Here is a 17,809-nt window from a genome sequence, read left to right as displayed (position 1 = left end):
CCCAGCGCCGCCTTGCGCAGGCGGCCGTTGCGGCGCAGCGAGGCGAAGGCGGCGCGCGTGTCGTACATCAGCTGGTAATGGTAGTAGTTGACGTGCTCGAGCACGGCAAAGGCCAGCAAGCCATACGCCCATGCCAGGTCCGCCTTCGTCGCGGCCGCGCTGGTCACGGCAACGAAGCCGGCCACGGCGGCGATGAGGGGCAGGTTCGCCTGTTTCAATACACGGTACAGGGGCTGGAAATAGGCGGGCAAGGGCTGGCGCCGCACGACCGAGTCCAGCTTCAGGTGCCAGTACAGCACCCCCTGCAGCAGCAGGACGCTGACGAGGGCCAGGGCCGGCAGGCGCATGGCCCACGCCACGGGAGTAGCGGACTGCTGCCAGTTAAAGCACAGCAGCAGGGGCAAGGCCACGCTGCAGAAGGCTTCGGCATTGCGCAGGTAGCGTAGGCGGGCGGGTAGGGTAGGCATGCGCTCGATGAAAAATATGGATTTGCCAACTCTAGCACGGCGCCGGCTGGCTGTCGTGCCCGGATTGCGGCCGGGCCGTGGCGGCAGCGTCCGCCGGGACGCTGCGGGCAGGGGCGCCTTGGCGCAGGCCTGTGATCCGGCGCCACGGCATGGCACAATGCGGCATCCGCACCCCGGTGCCCACGTGATACTGACGACAGGACTTCCATGACCCGCGCCATCCTCGACGAAACCCAGATCCATCCCGCCGCCCGCCCCTTGATCGGCAGCAAGCACACGGACATCGTGCGCGAAGTGCAGGCCGCCATTGCCGCGCACCAGGTCGTGGTGGTGGGCATGGCCCTCAATCCCTTTCCCCGCAAGGCGCGCAAGATCCTCGACGTGCTGGGCACGCCGTACACGTATTTGCAGTATGGCAGCTACCTGAGCCAGTGGCACCGCCGCAATGCCCTCAAGATGTGGACGGGCTGGCCCACGTTTCCCATGATTTTCGTCAATGGCGTGCTGATCGGCGGCGCCAGCGAGCTGCAGCAGCTCGTGGAAAACGGCGAGTTCAGCGCCATGCTGGCAAAAAAGGTGCGCGAGTTCTGACGTGCTGGCTTACTCGCCCGGTCGCCACGGCGAGGTGCGCGTGCGCAGCGGGTCGAGCAGGCTGCGCAGGTCGTTGTGGTCGAGTTCGTACATCAGCGCGATCAGGCTGCCCAGTTCGCCCGAGGGGAAGCCCTCGCGGGCGAACCAGCCCAGGTAGTGTCCCGGCAAATCGGCCAGCAGGCGTCCCTGGTATTTCCCATAGGGCATTTCGCGCGTGAGCAGCAGCGCCAGTTTTTCTGAATTCATGCGACGACTCCGGTTTTGACGGGTTCAGTGTAGCAGATCTCCATATTGTTGAGTTTGGCGCAACTATCTTCTGCCTGGCGAGGTATTTTTCGCAACAAGGAAAACCCCGATACTGCATGCCATCCACTTTTACCGGAGTTTGCCATGCCCATTGCCTTGCTGGCGCTGACCCTCAGCGCCTTTGCCATCGGAACCACCGAGTTTGTCATCGTCGGGCTGCTGCCCACCATCGCCGCCGACCTGGGCGTGAACCTGCCGTCGGCCGGCCTGCTGGTCAGCCTGTACGCACTGGGCGTCGCCGTCGGCGCGCCCGTCCTGACTGCCCTGACGGGCAAGATTCCCCGCAAGACCCTGCTGCTGTCCCTGATGGTGCTGTTTACCTTGGGTAATTTGCTGGCCTGGAAGTCGCCCGGCTATGAAACCCTCGTTATCGCCCGCATCCTGACGGGACTGGCGCATGGCGTGTTCTTTTCCATCGGCTCGACCATCGCCACGTCCCTGGTGCCGAAGGACAAGGCGGCCAGCGCCATCGCCATCATGTTTACGGGCCTCACCGTGGCGCTGGTGACGGGCGTGCCGCTGGGCACCTTCATCGGCCAGCATTTCGGCTGGCGCGAAACCTTCCTCGCCGTCTCCGCCCTGGGCGTGGTGGCCTTCATCGGCAGCCTCTTGTACGTGCCGTCGAACATCGCCCACAGCAAGCCGGCGTCCCTGCTGCAGCAAGTGCAGGTGCTGGCCCAGCCGCGCCTGCTGCTGGTGTACGCCATGACGGCCATCGGCTATGGCGGTTCCTTCATCGCCTTCACCTACCTGGCGCCGATCCTGCAGCAGGTGGCCGGCTTCAGCGCCGGTGCCGTGGGCGTGGTGATGCTCGTGTATGGCGTGTCCGTGGCCTTCGGCAATATCTGGGGCGGCAAGCTGGCCGACAAGAAAGGTCCTGTCAGCGCCCTGAAACTGATCTTTTTGCTGCTGGCGGCCGTCCTGCTTGTGTTGACCTTCACGGCGCCGCATCCCGTGCTCGTCGTTGCGACCGTGCTGCTGTGGGGCGCCGTCGCCTTCGGTAACGTGGCTGGATTGCAAGTGTATGTCGTGCAGCAGGCGGAACACTTCACGCCCCGCGCCGTGGACGTGGCGTCCGGCCTGAATATCGCCGCCTTCAACCTCGGCATCGCCGGCGGCGCCTGGGGCGGCGGCCTCATCGTGGAGCACCTGGGCCTCGTGCACACAGGCTGGATCGGCGCCCTCGTCGTGCTGGGCGCGTTCGGCCTGACGGCCCTCAGCGGCCGCCTGGACCGTTTGAATCCCATTCCCGTGCGTGCCGGCGGCGACAAGTCGCTCCATGCCGTGGGTCACTAAGCTGCAAGCTGCCAAGCTGGCCCGAGATTGGCCGGGGCCGCGGCGCCCCGGCTGGCCGGCTGCCCCAGGTCCTTGCTGGCAGAAAACGGCAAAACGGGGGAGAATAGCGTTTCCCTTCCGCTGATTCCCTCCCGCCATGTCCGATACCGCCTCATCTTCCCTGCGCCTGCGCGCCGACATCAATCCGAAACCGCTGGGCGTCGCGCTGCTGCTCATCGTGCTGGGCGCGTGCTACCTGGCGCAGGCGGTCGGTGTCAACCAGGCCGCCCTGTACGTGGTGGGCGCCTTGCTGGGCATCACCCTGTACCACGCGGCCTTCGGCTTTACGTCCGCCTGGCGCGTCTTCATCGCCGATGGCCGCGGCGACGGCCTGCGCGCGCAGATGCTGATGCTGGCCGTGGGCGTGGCGCTGTTCTTCCCCGCACTGTCGGCCGGCACCCTGTTCGGCACGCCCGTCGCCGGCCTCGTCTCGCCGGCAGGCACCTCGGTGATCTTTGGCGCCTTCATCTTCGGCATCGGCATGCAGCTGGGCGGCGGCTGTGCTTCCGGCACCTTGTATACGGTGGGCGGCGGCAGCACGCGCATGATCATTACCCTCATCGCTTTTATCGTCGGTTCCGTGATCGGCACGGCGCACATGCCGTTCTGGACGTCCTTGCCGCAGCTCCAGCCCATTTCCCTCGTTACCAGCTTGGGCCTGGTACCGGCGCTGGCGCTGAACTGGATCGTCTTCGCCTTGATCGCCGGCATCACGGTGTGGGTGGAAAAACGCCGCCATGGCAAGCTCATCACCCCGGCATTGCGCCCGGCGCACGCGTCGCCGTGGCTGCATGGCCCGTGGCCGCTGGTGGCGGGCGCCATCGCCCTCGTCGTGCTGAACTTCGCCACCCTCGCCCTGTCGGGCCGTCCGTGGGGCGTGACGTCCGCGTTTGCCCTGTGGGGCGCGAAAGCGGCGTCCGCGATCGGCATCGACACGGCCAGCTGGGCCTACTGGTCGACCAAGGCCAACGCGGCCGCGCTGGCCGCGCCGATTACGCAGGACAAGACGTCCGTGATGGACATCGGCATCGTGCTGGGCGCCATGCTGGCGGCCGCGCTGGCCGGCCGCTACGCGCCCGTGTGGCGCATCCCGCGCCGCTCGCTGATCGCCGCCATCGTCGGCGGCCTGCTGCTCGGCTATGGCGCACGCCTGGCCTACGGCTGCAACATCGGCGCGTATTTCAGCGGCATCGTCTCGGGCAGCCTGCACGGCTGGCTGTGGCTGGTCTGCGCCTTCCTTGGCAACGTCGTCGGCACGCGTTTGCGTCCGTGGTTCGGCCTGGAAGTGGAGAAAGTCAAGCCGACCGGCTGCTGAGGCCGGCATAAACAGGGGCTTTGCTGTATATTTCTGCCCCTGTTCCCCTTTGCCGCCAGCGCAGCGCCCATGTCCCCAGCCGTTTTATTTGCCGTCGTCCTCGCGTACTTCCTGATCCTGCTGGGCGTGGCGTGGCGCACGTCGCGCCATGCCACGAATGACAGTTTTTTCATCGGCAACAAGGACAGCAACTGGATGCTGGTGGCCTTCGGCATGGTGGGCACGACCTTGACGGGCGTGACCTTCATCAGCGTGCCCGGCGCCGTGGGCAGCAACGGCTTCGGCTACATCCAGCTGATGCTCGGCTATGTGCTGGGCTACCTGGCCATCACCTTCATCCTGCTGCCGCTGTACTACCGGCTGCAGCTGACCTCCATCTACCGCTACCTGGAACTGCGCCTGGGACGGCGCGCCTACCAGAGCGGGGCGGCATTCTTCATCCTGTCGCGCCTGCTGGGCGCCACGGCGCGGCTGTATCTGGTGGTCAATATCCTGCAAGCGACCATCCTCGACAGCCTGGGCGTGCCGTTCTGGCTGACGGCCGGCGTCGTGCTGCTGCTGATCCTGTTGTACACGTATGAGGGCGGCGTGAAAACCATCGTCTGGACCGATACCCTGCAAACGGCGTGCATGCTGGCCGGCCTCGTCATCTGCAGCGTGTTCCTGCTGCGCGCGATGGACCTGTCCATCATCGACAGCCTGGAGCGCATGCGCGCCCAGGGCCTCACGCGCATCTTTACCACCGATCCGGACAGCCCCGCCTACGTGTGGAAGCATATTCTTGCCGGCATGTTCATCACCATCGCCATGACGGGCATGGACCAGGAGATGATGCAGAAGAACATTTCCGTGTGCACTTTGCGCGATTCGCAAAAGAATATGCTCAGCCTGACCGTGGTGCTGACGGGCGTGCTGCTGCTGTTCCTCTTCCTCGGCGGCCTGCTGCACCTGTATGCGCCGCTGGCGGGCGTGACGGCCACGGGTGACAAGCTGTTTCCCGCCGTCGTGCTGGGACATTTCCCTGCCATCGTGCAGCTGATCTTTTTCATCGCCCTCATCTCCGCCCTGTTTCCCAGCGTGGACGGGGCCCTCACGGCGCTCACGTCCACCTTCTGCATCGACATCCTGGGCCTGCAGCGCAGGCAGGATTTGAGCCAGGCGGCGCAGATGCGCTGGCGCCGCCGGGTGCACCTGGGTTTTTCCGCACTGTTCTTGATCCTGATCATGGCCTTCAAGTGGCTCGATGATCCCAGCATGATAGGCGTGATCCTGAAGCTGGCAAGCTATACCTATGGCCCGCTGCTGGGTCTGTTCGCCTTCGGCCTGCTGAGCCGGCGCGGCGTGCGCGACCGCTGGGTGCCGCTGGTGGCCGTGGCGGGACCGCTGCTGTGCGCGCTGGTCGAGCAGGAGCAGGCCCGGCTGTTCGGGCACTACCGTCTCGGCCTGGAATTGCTGATCCTGAATGGCGCCCTGGTGCTGGCGGGACTGTTCCTCATTTCCACGCCGGCAGCGGTGGAGCAAAAGGGCGCAGTACCGTTGTCAAAATAGGACGATTCGGGCCGTTTTCAGTTATATTGGTTTCCTTTAGGTAAATAACCTCACGGAGCTTTCATGTCACTCAACCCGTTCCCGCCGCTGCGCCGCGGTTTTGGCGCATTCTGGCGTGCGCTGGACGCCACCCGCCGCGCCGTTTTCAACCTGATCTTCCTGCTCATCGTCATCGCCATCCTGATCGCCATCTTCGGCGGCGGCGCCAAGCCCCTGGGCGACAAGACCACGCTGGTGCTGGACCTGCAAGGCCCGCTGGTCGAGGAAACCCCGGGCGGCGTGCGCGAAGCCGTGCTGGCCAACGTCAGCGGCGAAGTCAAGAAGAGCGTGCAGCTGCGCGACGTGCTGGCGGTGCTGGAGACGGCATCGAAGGACAGCAATATCGGTTCCATGGTCATCCTGCTCGATGAATTGCAGAGCGGCGGCCTGGCCTCGCTGCGCGAAGTGGCGGCCGGCGTGGAACGCTTCCGCGCCACGGGCAAGAAGGTGACGGCCTGGGGTTCCAGTTACAACCAGCGCCAGTACCTGGTGGCGGCCAAGGCCGACGAAGTGTTCGTGCACCCGATGGGCGGCGTCATGCTGGAAGGCTTCGGCCGCTACCGCAACTACTACCGCGATGCGCTCGACAAGGTGGGCGTGACGGTCAACCTGCTGAAAGTGGGCACCTACAAGAGCGCGGCCGAGCCCTTCATCGCCAACGGCCCGTCCGACGCGGCGGCCGAAGCGGACCGCTACCTGAACAGCGGCCTGTGGGCGACGTACACCACCGACGTGGAAAAATCGCGCAAGCTGCCCGCTGGCGCCATCATGCAGACCATCGACAACCTGCCCGCCATGATGACGGCGGCCGGCGGCGACATGGGCAAGCTGGCCCTGAACGGCAAGCTGGTCGACGGCCTGAAGACGCGCGATGAACTGCGCCAGTTCATGATGGCGCGCGGCGCGAAAAACGCGGAAGGCACGAACTTCCGCCAGATCAATTACACGGACTACCTGGCGCGTTTGCGTCCCGTGCACATCGGCGACGCCGTCGGCGTCGTCATCGCCTCGGGCGAAATCGGCGACGGCATCGCGCCCCCGGGCGCCATCGGCGGCCTGTCCACCTCGCGCCTGATCCGCCAGGCGCGCGAAGACAAGTCGATCAAGGCCGTCGTGCTGCGCGTCGATTCGCCGGGCGGCAGCGCCTTTGGCTCGGAGCTGATCCGCCGCGAACTGGAACTGACGCGCGCCGCCGGCAAGCCCGTGGTCGTCTCGATGGGCAACGTGGCCGCTTCCGGCGGCTACTGGATCAGCACCTCGTCCGATGAAGTCATCGCCGACGCGGCCACCATCACGGGCTCCATCGGCGTGTTCGCCATCTTGCCGACGGCCGACAAGGTGGTGGAAAAGCTGGGCATCCACACGGCCGGTTCCCCCACCACCTGGCTGGCCGACGCGGGCAACCCATTGCGTCCGCTCGATCCGCGCTTCGCCGAAGTGATCCAGGGCTCGATCAACCACGTGTACGGCGACTTCCTGAGCCTGGCGGCGAAGGCGCGCAAGACGACGCCGGAGAAAATCAATGAAGTGGCGCAGGGCCGCGTGTGGACGGGCCTGCAGGCCAAGGACCGCAACCTGGTCGACCGCATCGGCAGCTATGGCGACGCGCTCGCTTCCGCCGCCAAGCGCGCCAATCTGGGCGCCGACTACCGCGTCACCTACCTGGAGCAGGAAACCTCGAACGTGGACCGCCTGATCGGCATGTTCGGTTCCAAGGCCATGGCTTCCCTGGGCCTGGGCGAGCACGTGAAGCTGGGCCTGGCCAGTACGGGCCTGCCGGCCGACGCGGCGCTGGGCATGGCGCAGGACCTGAGCTGGCTGTCGGGCATCACGCGCGAACAGAAACCGTTCATGGCGCTCACGCACTGCCTGTGCGAGGTGCCCCTGGGCGGCAGGTAAGGGCCGGCCTGGCACAGTGATCTGACACCCCAAGCCGGCTTTGCCCGGCTTGTTTTCCATCCGGAGCACAGACGAGGAGCACAGCATGGCAAGCGACATGAGCGGAGAAACCGGCACGGCGATCAGCCTGCGTCCCTGCGTGAAGGGCGACGAGCAGGCGCTGGCGCTGGTGGGACAGGCCACCTTCCTGGAAGCGTTTGCGGGCATCCTCGACGGCGCCGACGTCATCGCCCACTGCCAGCGCCAGCACGACGCGCAGCTGTACCGCGACTGGCTGGCGCTGCCGGCCATGCGCCTGTGGCTGGCCGAAGCGACGCCGGGCGGCGCGCCCGTGGGCTATCTGGTGCTCAGTCCCGCCAGCCTGCCCGTGCCCGACCCGCGTCCCGACGACCTGGAAATCAAGCGTATCTACCTGCTGCACCGCTTCCAGGGCCAGCGCGTGGGCCAGCGCCTGATGCAGGCGGCGCTGGCGCAGGCGCGCGCCAGCGGGGCAGGGCGCGTGCTGCTGGGCGTGTACGCGGAAAACCGCGACGCGCTGGCCTTCTATGCGCGCTGCGGCTTTGCGCAGCTGGGGCGGCGCACCTTCCGCGTGGGCCGCACGGATTACCAGGACGTCATCCTCGGCATCGGGCTGTAGATGGACGCGGCAGCGCGCCGCCGCACGGCCGCGCTGTAAAGCCAGGTAAAGAATTGCTACCGTTTTTGCGTGCCACTGGCACTGCGCCGCCCCGTGTCAAGGCGCCTGGCGGGAATTTTGTAGCGAGTTTGTATCGACATGCCAGTCGCCCGCCCTGTCCCGCGGCGGCGCCCCGTGGCCCCGCAAGCCCCATGCCGCCATCGTTCTTCCTGCGGGACCGTGCCGCGGCGCCCGCCGGCTGCCGGCCGTCGCCTGCGGGCGCCCGGGCAATTGTTTCAAATGGAAATGAAACAGAAACATGACTATGCTAGAGTCGTTTCACGCTAGGAAACGATGTTTTTTCAGCTGATTTTCAGCTCTTGATTTCCTGCGGCTTGATACATAACCCCGAAAAACGGTCGTCCGGCCTGAGTGTGTCCCACCTCGGCCGGCGCCACAGACTCGCCGTGCCAGCGGCCACTACAAGGATAAGCGATGGATTCGCAGACAGCACCCAATACCCCGCGGCGCAGCCGCCGTTCGAAGATCGTCGGCAGCGTCATCGCGCTGGCAGTGATGGCCGCGCTGGGCGGTGGCGCCTGGTATCTGACCCATTCGGGCACCAGCGCGCAGGGCGCGGCCGGCGGGGGTGGTCCCGGCGGTCCTGGCGGGCCAGGCGGCCCGGGCGGACGCCGCGGCGCGCCATCGACCACCGTCGGCGTGGCCACGGCCGTCAAGTCCGACCTGCCCGTGGTGCTCGACGCGCTGGGCACGGTGACGGCCGCCTCCACCGTGACGGTGCGCCCGCAGGTGTCGGGCATTTTGAAGGAATTGAAGTTCAAGGAAGGCGGCATGGTCAAGGCGGGCCAGGTGGTGGCCCTGATCGACCCGGCGCAGTTCGAGATGGCGCTGATGCAGGCCACGGGCCAGCGCCAGCGGGACGAGGCGCAGCTGGAAAACGCGCGCCTGACCCTGAAGCGCTACCAGACCCTGCTGGGCCAGGATTCCATCGCGCGCCAGGACGTCGACACGCAGGCGGCGCTGGTGAAGCAGCTCGAAGGCACGGTGTTGACGGACCGCGCCGCCGAAGGCACGGCCAAGCTGAACCTGGGCTACACCAAGGTCGTCTCGCCCATCAGCGGCCGCGCCGGCCTGAAAGTGGTCGACATCGGCAACCTGGTGAGCACCAGCGACACGGGCGGCGTGGTGGTGGTGACGCAGCTCTCGCCCATCGACGTGGAGTTTGCCGTGCCGCAGGACAAGGTGCAGACGGTGCAGGAACGCCTGGCGTCCGGTTCGCCCCTGGCCGCGCTGGCGCTGGACCGCACGCGCACGCACACCCTGGACAAGGGCAGCCTGACGGCGCTGGACAACCAGGTCGACGTGCAGACGGGCACCGTGCGCGCCAAGGCCCGCTACGCGAATGACAAGATGGCGCTGTTCCCCAGCCAGTTCGTCAACGTGCGCCTGGAACTGGGCAATATCACGGGCGCCGTGATGGTGCCCGTGACGGCTTTGCGCCACAGCAACAACGGCGACTTCGTCTACGTGCTGAAGGCGGACAAGACCGTCACCGTGCGCATGGTCACGCGGGGCCAGGCCACCACCGACATGGTGGAAATCCGCGCCGGCCTGGAAGCGGGCGAGCAAGTCATCACGGAAGGCGCCGACCGCCTGAAGGAAGGCTCGAAAGTCATGCTGGCGGGCGACAAGCCGGCCGGCGCGCATGGCGCGGGCGGCGCTGCAGCCGGCGCGAACGGCGAACGCCGCCACCGCCGCCAGCAGGCTGACGGCGCGGCCGGCGCATCGGCTGCCGCTTCCGCATCGGCTGCCTCGCCAGCCAGCGCTCCGGCGGCCGCTCCGGCGAAGGGCGCAGCGCAATGAGTCCATCGACTCCGTTCATCAAGCGCCCCGTCGCCACGGCGCTGCTGATGCTGGCCATCGTGCTGGCGGGGCTGGTCGGCTTCAAGTTCCTGCCGCTGGCCGCATTGCCGCAGGTGGACTTCCCCACCATCCAGGTGCAGACGCTGTATCCGGGCGCCAGCCCCGAAGTGATGGGGCAGACGGTCACGGCGCCCCTGGAGCGCCAGTTCGGCCAGATGTCGGGCTTGCAGCGCATGAGTTCCACCAGCGCCGCCGGCGTGTCCATCATCACCCTGCAGTTCACCCTGGGCCAGACCCTGGACGTGGCCGAGCAGGAAGTGCAGGCCGCCATCAACGCGGGCGGCTCGCTGCTGCCCACCGACTTGCCGGCGCCGCCCGTGTACGCGAAGATCAACCCGGCCGACGCGCCCGTGCTGACCCTGGCGATTACCTCGGACACCATGCCGCTGACGCAGGTGCAGAACATCGTCAACACGCGCCTGGCGCTGAAGATCAGCCAGGTCAACGGCGTGGGCCTCGTGTCGCTGTCCGGCGGCCAGCGTCCCGCCGTGCGCATCCAGGGCGACACCAAGCTGCTGGCATCGTACGGCCTGGGCCTCGACAGCCTGCGCACGGCCATCACGGCGGCCAACGTGAACAGCGCCAAGGGCAGCTTCGACGGCCCCACGCGTTCGTTTACCATCAACGCCAACGACCAGCTGGTGACGGCGGAAGACTACAAGCGCTTGATCATCACGTATAAGAATGGCGCGCCCGTGCGCCTGTCCGACGTGGCCAACGTCGTCGACAGCGCGGAAAACACGCGCCTGGGCGCCTGGTCCGGCAAGCAGCCGGCCATCATCCTGAACGTGCAGCGCCAGCCCGGCGCCAACGTCATCAAGACGGTGGACGCCATCAAGGCCCTGCTGCCCGACCTGCAGGCCAGCCTGCCGGCGGCCATGAAGCTCGACGTGCTGAGCGACCGCACGACGGGCATCCGCGCCTCCGTCGAGCATGTGGAAATGGAACTGCTGCTGTCCGTGCTGCTGGTGGTGCTGGTGATCTTCGCCTTCCTGCACAGCCTGCGCGCCACCGTGATCGCCAGCCTGTCCGTGCCGATCTCGCTGATCGGCGCCTGCGGCGTCATGTATTTGCTCGGCTACAGCCTGAACAACCTGTCCCTGATGGCGCTGACGATCGCCACCGGCTTCGTCGTCGATGACGCCATCGTCATGATCGAAAACATCGCCCGCTACATCGAGGAGGGCGAGACGCCGATGGCCGCCGCCCTGAAGGGCGCCTCGCAGATCGGCTTTACCATCATCTCGCTGACGGTGTCGCTGATCGCCGTGCTGATTCCCCTGCTGTTCATGGGCGACGTGGTGGGCCGGTTGTTCCGCGAATTTGCCATGACCCTGGCCATCACCATCCTGATTTCCGCCGTCGTCTCGCTGACGCTGGTGCCGATGATGTCGGCGCGCTGGCTGAAAAGCCACGCCGATGAAAAGGTCAGCGCCACGGGCCGGCGCATCCAGGCCTTCTTCGACAAGGTCATCGTGCAGTACGACCACGCGCTGGTGTGGGTGCTCAAGCGCCAGGGCTTGACCCTGCTGGTGGCCCTGGCCACCCTGGTGCTCACCGTGATCCTGTACATCACGATTCCGAAAGGCCTGTTCCCCACGCAGGATACGGGCCAGCTGCAGGCGCGCATCGAAACCTCGCAAGCCGTGTCGTACGAACGCATGGCCGCCCTGCAGCAGGCGGCGGCCAACGCGCTGCTGGCGGACCCCGACGTCGATACCCTCAGTTCCCTGGTCGGCGTGGATGCGGCCAACAATACCATGCTGCACACGGGTAGCATGCTGATCAATCTCAAGCGTTCGCGCAGCGACAGCCAGGATGACATCATGGAGCGCCTGCGGGGCCGCGTGGCCAAGGTGGCCGGCGTGACCCTGTACCTGCAGCCGACGCAGGACCTGACCATCGATGCGGAATCGGGGCCGACGCAGTACCGCGTGTCGCTCGAAGGGGCCGACACGGCCACCGTCACCGAGTGGGCCGGCAAGCTGGCCGCCCGCATGCGCGAGAAATCGCAGCTGCGCAACGTCGTCACGGACGCGGGCGCCACGGGCGCCGCCGTCAGCGTGGCCATCGACCGCGACAGCGCCGCGCGTATGTCCGTCACCACGGCCACCGTCGACGACGCGCTGTACAACGCCTTCGGCCAGCGCATCATCTCGACGATTTTCACGGAGACCAACCAGTACCGCGTCATCCTCGAGGCGCAGCCCGGCATCGTCACCACGCCGTCCGACCTGTCGGACCTGCAGGTGCGCACGGGCTCGGGCAAGTCGACGCCGCTGTCGGCGTTTGCCAGCGTCAGCGAAAAACAGGCGCCGCTGCAGATCACGCACGTGGCGCAGTACCCGGCCACGACGCTGGGCTTTGACACGACGCAAGGCGTGGCCCTGGGCAGCGCCGTCGATGCCATCCGCCAGGCGGCGAAGGACATCGCCATGCCCGCCTCGGTGACATTGACCTTCCTGGGCGCGGCTGGCGCGTATGAAAACTCGCTGTCGAACCAGCTGTGGCTGATCCTCGCCGCCGTCGTCTGCGTCTACATCGTGCTGGGCGTGCTGTACGAAAGCTACATCCACCCGCTGACGATCCTGTCGACCCTGCCGTCGGCCGGCGTGGGCGCGCTGCTGGCGCTGATGGTGTCCGGGCAGGACCTGGGCGTCATCGGCATCATCGGCATCATCCTCCTGATCGGCATCGTCAAGAAGAACGCCATCATGATGATCGACTTCGCCATCGAGGCCGAGCGCGACGAAGGGAAAAGCCCGCAGGAAGCCATCCACCAGGCGGCGCTGCTGCGCTTCCGTCCCATCCTGATGACGACCCTGGCGGCCCTGTTCGCGGCCGTGCCGCTGATGCTGGGCTGGGGCGAGGGCGCCGAGCTGCGCCGTCCGCTGGGTCTGGCCATCTTCGGCGGCCTGATCGTCAGCCAGGTGCTGACCCTGTTCACCACGCCCGTCATCTACCTGGGCTTCGACCGCCTGGGCCGCCGTTTCGGCAGCAAGACGGGCAGCACGGTGAACCTGGACAAGCCGGCCGACAGCACGGGGAGCGCCGCGTGAACCTGTCCGAACCGTTCGTCAAGCGGCCCATCGCCACCGTGCTGCTGACCATCGGCATCGCGCTGGCGGGCATCGGCGCCTTTTTCGTGCTGCCCGTCTCGCCGCTGCCGCAGGTCGATTATCCGACCATTTCCGTCAGCGCCAGCCTGCCCGGCGCCAGCCCGGAAACCATGGCCACCTCCGTGGCCACGCCGCTGGAGCGGCGCCTCGGCGTCATCTCCGGGGTGAACGAGATGACCTCGTCGTCCAGTACGGGCTCGGCGCGCATCAACCTGCAGTTTGACCTGAACCGCAAGATCGATTCGGCCGCGCGCGAAGTGCAGGCGGCCATCGCCGCCTCGCGCGTGGACCTGCCGGCCACCCTGCGCAGCAACCCGACCTACCGCAAGGCCAATCCGTCCGACGCGCCCGTAATCATCCTGGCGCTGACGTCGAAGACGCGCACGCCGGGCCAGATCTACGACGCCGTCTCGAACCTGGTGCAGCAGAAGGTGGCGCAGGTGAAGGGCGTGGGCGACGTGGAACTGGGCGGCGGCTCGCTGCCGGCCGTGCGCGTGGAACTGCTGCCGTACCAGCTCAATCACTATGCCGTCTCGATGGACGACGTGCGCGCGGCCATCCAGGCGACGAATGCCAACCGCCCCAAGGGGGCGATTTCCGGCGACGAGCGCAGCCTGCAGATCTACTCGGGCGCCAGCACGGCGTCCGGTGGGCGCAGCGCGGCCGACTACCGCAGCCTGGTGGTGGCCTGGCGCGATGGCGCCGCCATCCGCCTCGACGACGTCGCCGAAGTGGTCGACGGCGTGGAAAACACGAATACCCTGGGCCTGTTCAATGGCGACCCGGCCGTCATCGTGCTGATCACGCGCCAGCCCGGCGCCAACGTCATCGCCACGGTGGACGGCGTGCGCGCGCTGCTGCCCGAACTGCAGGCGCAGCTGCCGGGCGACATCAAGCTGCAGGTGGCGTCCGACAGCACCAATTCCATTCGCGCCTCGCTGCACGAGATCGAATTCACCTTGCTCATCTCCATCGCGCTCGTCGTGCTGGTGGTCAGCGCCTTCCTGCGCAGCGTGCGCGCCACCATCATCCCCGCCGTCGCCACCGTCGTCTCGCTGCTGGGCACCTTCGGCGTGATGTACATGCTGGGCTTTTCGCTGAATAACCTTTCCTTGATGGCGCTCACGGTGGCCACCGGCTTTGTCGTCGATGATGCCATCGTGGTGCTGGAAAACACGCAGCGCCACATCGAGGCCGGCATGGACCGCTTCAAGGCGGCCCTGCTGGGCGCGCGCGAAGTGGGCTTTACCGTGCTGTCGATCAGCCTGTCGCTGGTGGCCGTCTTCATCCCGCTGCTGTTCATGGGCGGCCAGGTGGGACGCCTGTTCCGCGAGTTTGCCGTGACCCTGTCGGCCGCGGTGATGATTTCGCTCGTCATTTCGCTCACCACCACGCCGATGATGTGCGCCTGGCTGCTGAAAAGCGGTGCGCCGCACAAGCAGCCCGGCGCCGTAGCGCGCTGGTTCGAGCGCGGTTTCGAGCGCATGCTGAAAGTCTACGAGCACTGCCTGGACTGGGCCCTGTCCAGCGCCGCGCTGGTGATGACCATCCTCGTCTTCGTCGTCGGCCTGAACGTGTACCTGTTCGCCGCCGCGCCGAAGGGCTTCTTCCCGCAGCAGGACACGGGCCAGATCAACGGCGGCATGCGCGCCGACCAGAGCATCTCCTTCCAGGCCATGCAGGGTAAGCTGCGCGAGCTGGTCAACATCATCAAGGACGATCCCGCCGTCGCCACCGTCGTGGGATTCACGGGCGGCGGCAGGGCAGGGGGCGGCTTCATGTTCATCGACCTGAAGCCGGCCTCGCAGCGCACGGACAAGGGCCAGGCCGTGATCGCCCGCCTGCGCCCGCAACTGGCCAAGGTGACGGGCATCTCGCTGTTCCTCAACCCCGTGCAGGATTTGCGCATGGGCGGGCGTTCCAGCAATTCGACCTACCAGTACACCCTGATCAGCGACAACCAGGCCGACCTGAAGAAATGGGCGGCGAAACTGGCCGAGCAGATGAAGGCGCAGCCGGCCCTGATCGACGTCGACACGGACCAGGCGGAAAACGGCGTGGAAACCTTTGTTTCCATCGACAAGGACCGCGCCACGCAGCTGGGCGTGCAGGTGCGCGACATCGACAATGCGCTGTACAACAGCTTCGGCCAGCGCCAGGTGGCGACCATCTACGATGAGCTGAACCAGTATCACGTGATCATGGAAGTGGCGCCCCGCTATGCGCAAAGCCCGGAAGCGCTGCGCTCCGTGTACGTGCCGGCCACGGCCGCCACGGCGTCGGCCACGGTGGCCAACATCACGGCCGCGCGCGACCCGTCCAGCGGCAATGCGCTGGCCACGACATTGACCACCATGGTGCCGCTGTCGTCGTTCAGCAGCTTTGCCGAAAGCTCGACGGCGACGTCCATCAACCACCAGGGCGGCGAACTGGCGACGACCGTGTCGTTCAACCTGTCCGACGGCTACACCCTGGGCGACGGCCAGGCGGCCGTGGCCCAGGCGGAAGCGGAAATCGGCATGCCCGTGAACGTGCGCGGCAGCTTCCAGGGCACGGCGAAGAGCGCGCAGGACAGCAACAAGGAGCAGCCGCTGCTGATCCTGGCGGCCATCGTGGTGATCTACATCGTGCTGGGCATCCTGTACGAAAGCCTGGTGCATCCCGTCACCGTGCTGTCGACCTTGCCCTCGGCGGGCGTGGGTGCCGTGCTGGCCCTGCTCATGTTCCGCATGGAGTTTTCCATCATCGCCCTGATCGGCGTGTTCCTGTTGATCGGTATCGTCAAGAAAAATGCTATATTGATCATCGACTTCGCGCTGGAGGCCGAGCGTTCGCGCGGCCTGACAGCGGTGGAAGCGGTGCGCGAGGCCTGTCTGCTGCGTTTCCGCCCCATCCTGATGACCACCGTCGCGGCGGCGCTTGGCGCCTTGCCGCTGGCGATCGGTTTCGGCGAGGGGTCCGAGCTACGCCAGCCCCTGGGGGTCGCCATCATCGGCGGCCTGATTGCCAGCCAGTTACTCACATTGCTGACCACCCCGGTGGTCTATATCCTGCTCGACAAGCTGCGCACGCGCAGCGCCGACGAGCAGCAATTGAGCCGCATTCCTGGGCCAGATAACCCGAGCACACAATCATGAAGCAAGTAAAACCTATCGTATCGAACGCGCCGGCACGCCATGTGCTGGCACTGGCTGCGGCCTCCGCTTTCCTCCTGCTGGCCGGCTGCGCCGTCAGCCCCGCCTATGAAGTGCCGGCGACCGCCGCGCCGCAGACGTTCAAGGAAGCGGCCGGCTGGCAGCCTGCCGCGCCGGCCGACACCCTGGAGCGGGGGCCATGGTGGACCCTGTTCGGCGACGCGCAGCTGAACCAGCTGGCCGAAGGCATCGAAGTATCGAATCAGAACGTGGCCGAAGCCATCGCCTCGTACGAGCAGGCGCGCGCGCTGGTGCGCGAACAGCGCGCCTCGCTGTTCCCCACCGTGAACCTGACGGGCAGCGGCACGCGCTCGGGCGGCGGGGGCGAGCAGCAGACGGGCAACAACTACCGGGCCGCCATCGGCGCGTCGTGGGAACCGGACGTGTGGGGCAAGCTGCGCGCCGGCGTGACGGGCGCGGACGCCAGTGCGGCGGCCAGCGCGGCCGATCTCGCTGCCGCGCGCCTGTCGGCGCAGGGCGAACTGGCGACGAATTACTTTTCGCTGCGCCAGAGCGATGCGCAGATCGCGCTGCTCAATGCCACCATCGACGGCTACAAGCGCGTGCTCGACATCACCAGCAACCGCTTCAATTCCGGCATCGCCGCCAAGTCCGACGTGCTGCAGGCGCAGACGCAGCTGGCCAATGCGCAGATCGACCTGTCCAGCCAGGTGCGTTCGCGGGCCCAGCTGGAACATGCCATCGCCATCCTGCTGGGCAAGGCGCCGTCCGACTTCAGCCTGGCCGTGGCGCCGTGGACCCTGACCGTGCCCGAGGTGCCGCTGGGCGTGCCGTCGACCCTGCTGCAGCGCCGTCCCGACATCGCCGCCGCCGAACGCCGCGTGGCCGTGGCCAACGAGCAGATCGGCATCGCCCGGTCCGCCTACTACCCGAGCCTGAACCTGACGGGGTCCTACGGGGGCGGGGCCAGCAAGGTGGGCGACCTGTTCAATGCATCGTCGAGCCTGTGGTCCCTGGGCGTGTCGGCCGCGCAGACCCTGTTCAACGCGGGCGCCACCACGGCCAGCGTGGATGCGGCCAAGGCGGGACACGAGGCGGCCGTGGCGCGCTACCGCCAGACGGTGCTGTCCGCCTTTGGCGCCGTGGAAGACCAGCTGTCGGCCACGCGCGCGCTGGCCGAGCAGCTGGAGCTGCGCAAGCAGGCTTCGTCGGCCGCCGACCAGGTCGAGCAGCAGATGCTGAACCGCTACAACGCGGGCCAGGTCGGCTACACGGACGTGGTGACGGCGCAGGTGACGGCCCTGTCGGCGCGCCGCTCGCTGGTGCAGGCCCAGGCGGACCGCCAGACGACGGCCGTGGCGCTGATCCAGGCGCTGGGCGGCGGCTGGCACGCGCCGCAGGCGCAGTAACGGGACCGCCTGGCGCAGGCAAAAGCGCTGCGCCAAATTCGCGTTTTGCTGCGCATCTTGAGTGCT

At 67.0% G+C, this 17,809-nt stretch carries 12 protein-coding genes; 10 read left to right on the top strand and 2 right to left on the bottom strand.

The window, feature by feature from the left end; all coding sequences use genetic code 11:
• Positions 1–467: hypothetical protein (locus EBS11_RS24065; RefSeq protein ID WP_290607227.1), on the bottom strand; the 467-nt coding region annotated here is incomplete at its 3' end.
• Between the two features lie 207 nt (positions 468–674).
• Here EBS11_RS24065 and EBS11_RS24060 point away from each other — a divergent pair.
• A complete protein-coding gene (locus EBS11_RS24060; RefSeq protein WP_290607225.1) occupies positions 675–1,058 on the top strand; it encodes a glutaredoxin domain-containing protein in 384 nt (127 codons plus the stop codon).
• 9 nt (positions 1,059–1,067) lie between these two features.
• On the opposite strand, the gene EBS11_RS24055 is transcribed toward EBS11_RS24060, so the two are convergent.
• Entirely contained in the window at positions 1,068–1,304 is a 237-nt protein-coding gene (locus EBS11_RS24055; protein ID WP_290607223.1) for a DUF3820 family protein, read from the bottom strand.
• A 144-nt stretch (positions 1,305–1,448) separates the two neighbouring features.
• Between EBS11_RS24055 and EBS11_RS24050 the strand changes: the two genes are divergently transcribed.
• The 9 genes from EBS11_RS24050 to EBS11_RS24010 all read left to right on the top strand — a co-directional run bounded on the left by EBS11_RS24050 (position 1,449) and on the right by EBS11_RS24010 (position 17,743).
• Positions 1,449–2,660, top strand: a complete 1,212-nt coding sequence (locus EBS11_RS24050) for an MFS transporter (RefSeq protein ID WP_290607221.1) — start codon at positions 1,449–1,451, stop codon at positions 2,658–2,660.
• A 136-nt stretch (positions 2,661–2,796) separates the two neighbouring features.
• The gene (locus EBS11_RS24045) at positions 2,797–4,014 is read left to right on the top strand and encodes a YeeE/YedE family protein (RefSeq protein WP_290607219.1); all 1,218 of its coding nucleotides are present in this window, start codon (positions 2,797–2,799) and stop codon (positions 4,012–4,014) included.
• 69 nt (positions 4,015–4,083) lie between these two features.
• Positions 4,084–5,562, top strand: coding sequence for a sodium:solute symporter (locus EBS11_RS24040; RefSeq protein WP_290607217.1), 1,479 nt, complete (start codon positions 4,084–4,086; stop codon positions 5,560–5,562).
• 63 nt (positions 5,563–5,625) lie between these two features.
• Positions 5,626–7,500 (top strand): signal peptide peptidase SppA, encoded by a 1,875-nt coding sequence (sppA, locus tag EBS11_RS24035; protein ID WP_290607215.1) that lies wholly within the window; start codon positions 5,626–5,628, stop codon positions 7,498–7,500.
• A gap of 97 nt (positions 7,501–7,597) precedes the next feature.
• Positions 7,598–8,137, top strand: coding sequence for a GNAT family N-acetyltransferase (locus EBS11_RS24030; protein ID WP_290607213.1), 540 nt, complete (start codon positions 7,598–7,600; stop codon positions 8,135–8,137).
• A 474-nt stretch (positions 8,138–8,611) separates the two neighbouring features.
• Complete coding sequence (locus EBS11_RS24025) at positions 8,612–10,000, top strand: efflux RND transporter periplasmic adaptor subunit (RefSeq protein ID WP_290607211.1); 1,389 nt, start codon at positions 8,612–8,614, stop codon at positions 9,998–10,000.
• Positions 9,997–13,119, top strand: a complete 3,123-nt coding sequence (locus EBS11_RS24020; RefSeq protein WP_290607210.1) for an efflux RND transporter permease subunit — start codon at positions 9,997–9,999, stop codon at positions 13,117–13,119. Before EBS11_RS24025 ends, EBS11_RS24020 begins: the two co-directional genes overlap by 4 nt.
• A complete protein-coding gene (locus tag EBS11_RS24015) occupies positions 13,116–16,316 on the top strand; it encodes an efflux RND transporter permease subunit (protein WP_290607208.1) in 3,201 nt (1,066 codons plus the stop codon). Before EBS11_RS24020 ends, EBS11_RS24015 begins: the two co-directional genes overlap by 4 nt.
• Entirely contained in the window at positions 16,313–17,743 is a 1,431-nt protein-coding gene (locus tag EBS11_RS24010) for an efflux transporter outer membrane subunit (protein WP_290607206.1), read from the top strand. Before EBS11_RS24015 ends, EBS11_RS24010 begins: the two co-directional genes overlap by 4 nt.
• Positions 17,744–17,809 lie beyond the last annotated feature (66 nt).

Origin of the sequence: Janthinobacterium sp., from assembly GCF_009923995.1 — a bacterium.
Classification (GTDB): Bacteria; Pseudomonadota; Gammaproteobacteria; order Burkholderiales; family Burkholderiaceae_D; genus Janthinobacterium.
This window is presented reverse-complemented; position numbering and strand designations above follow the sequence as displayed.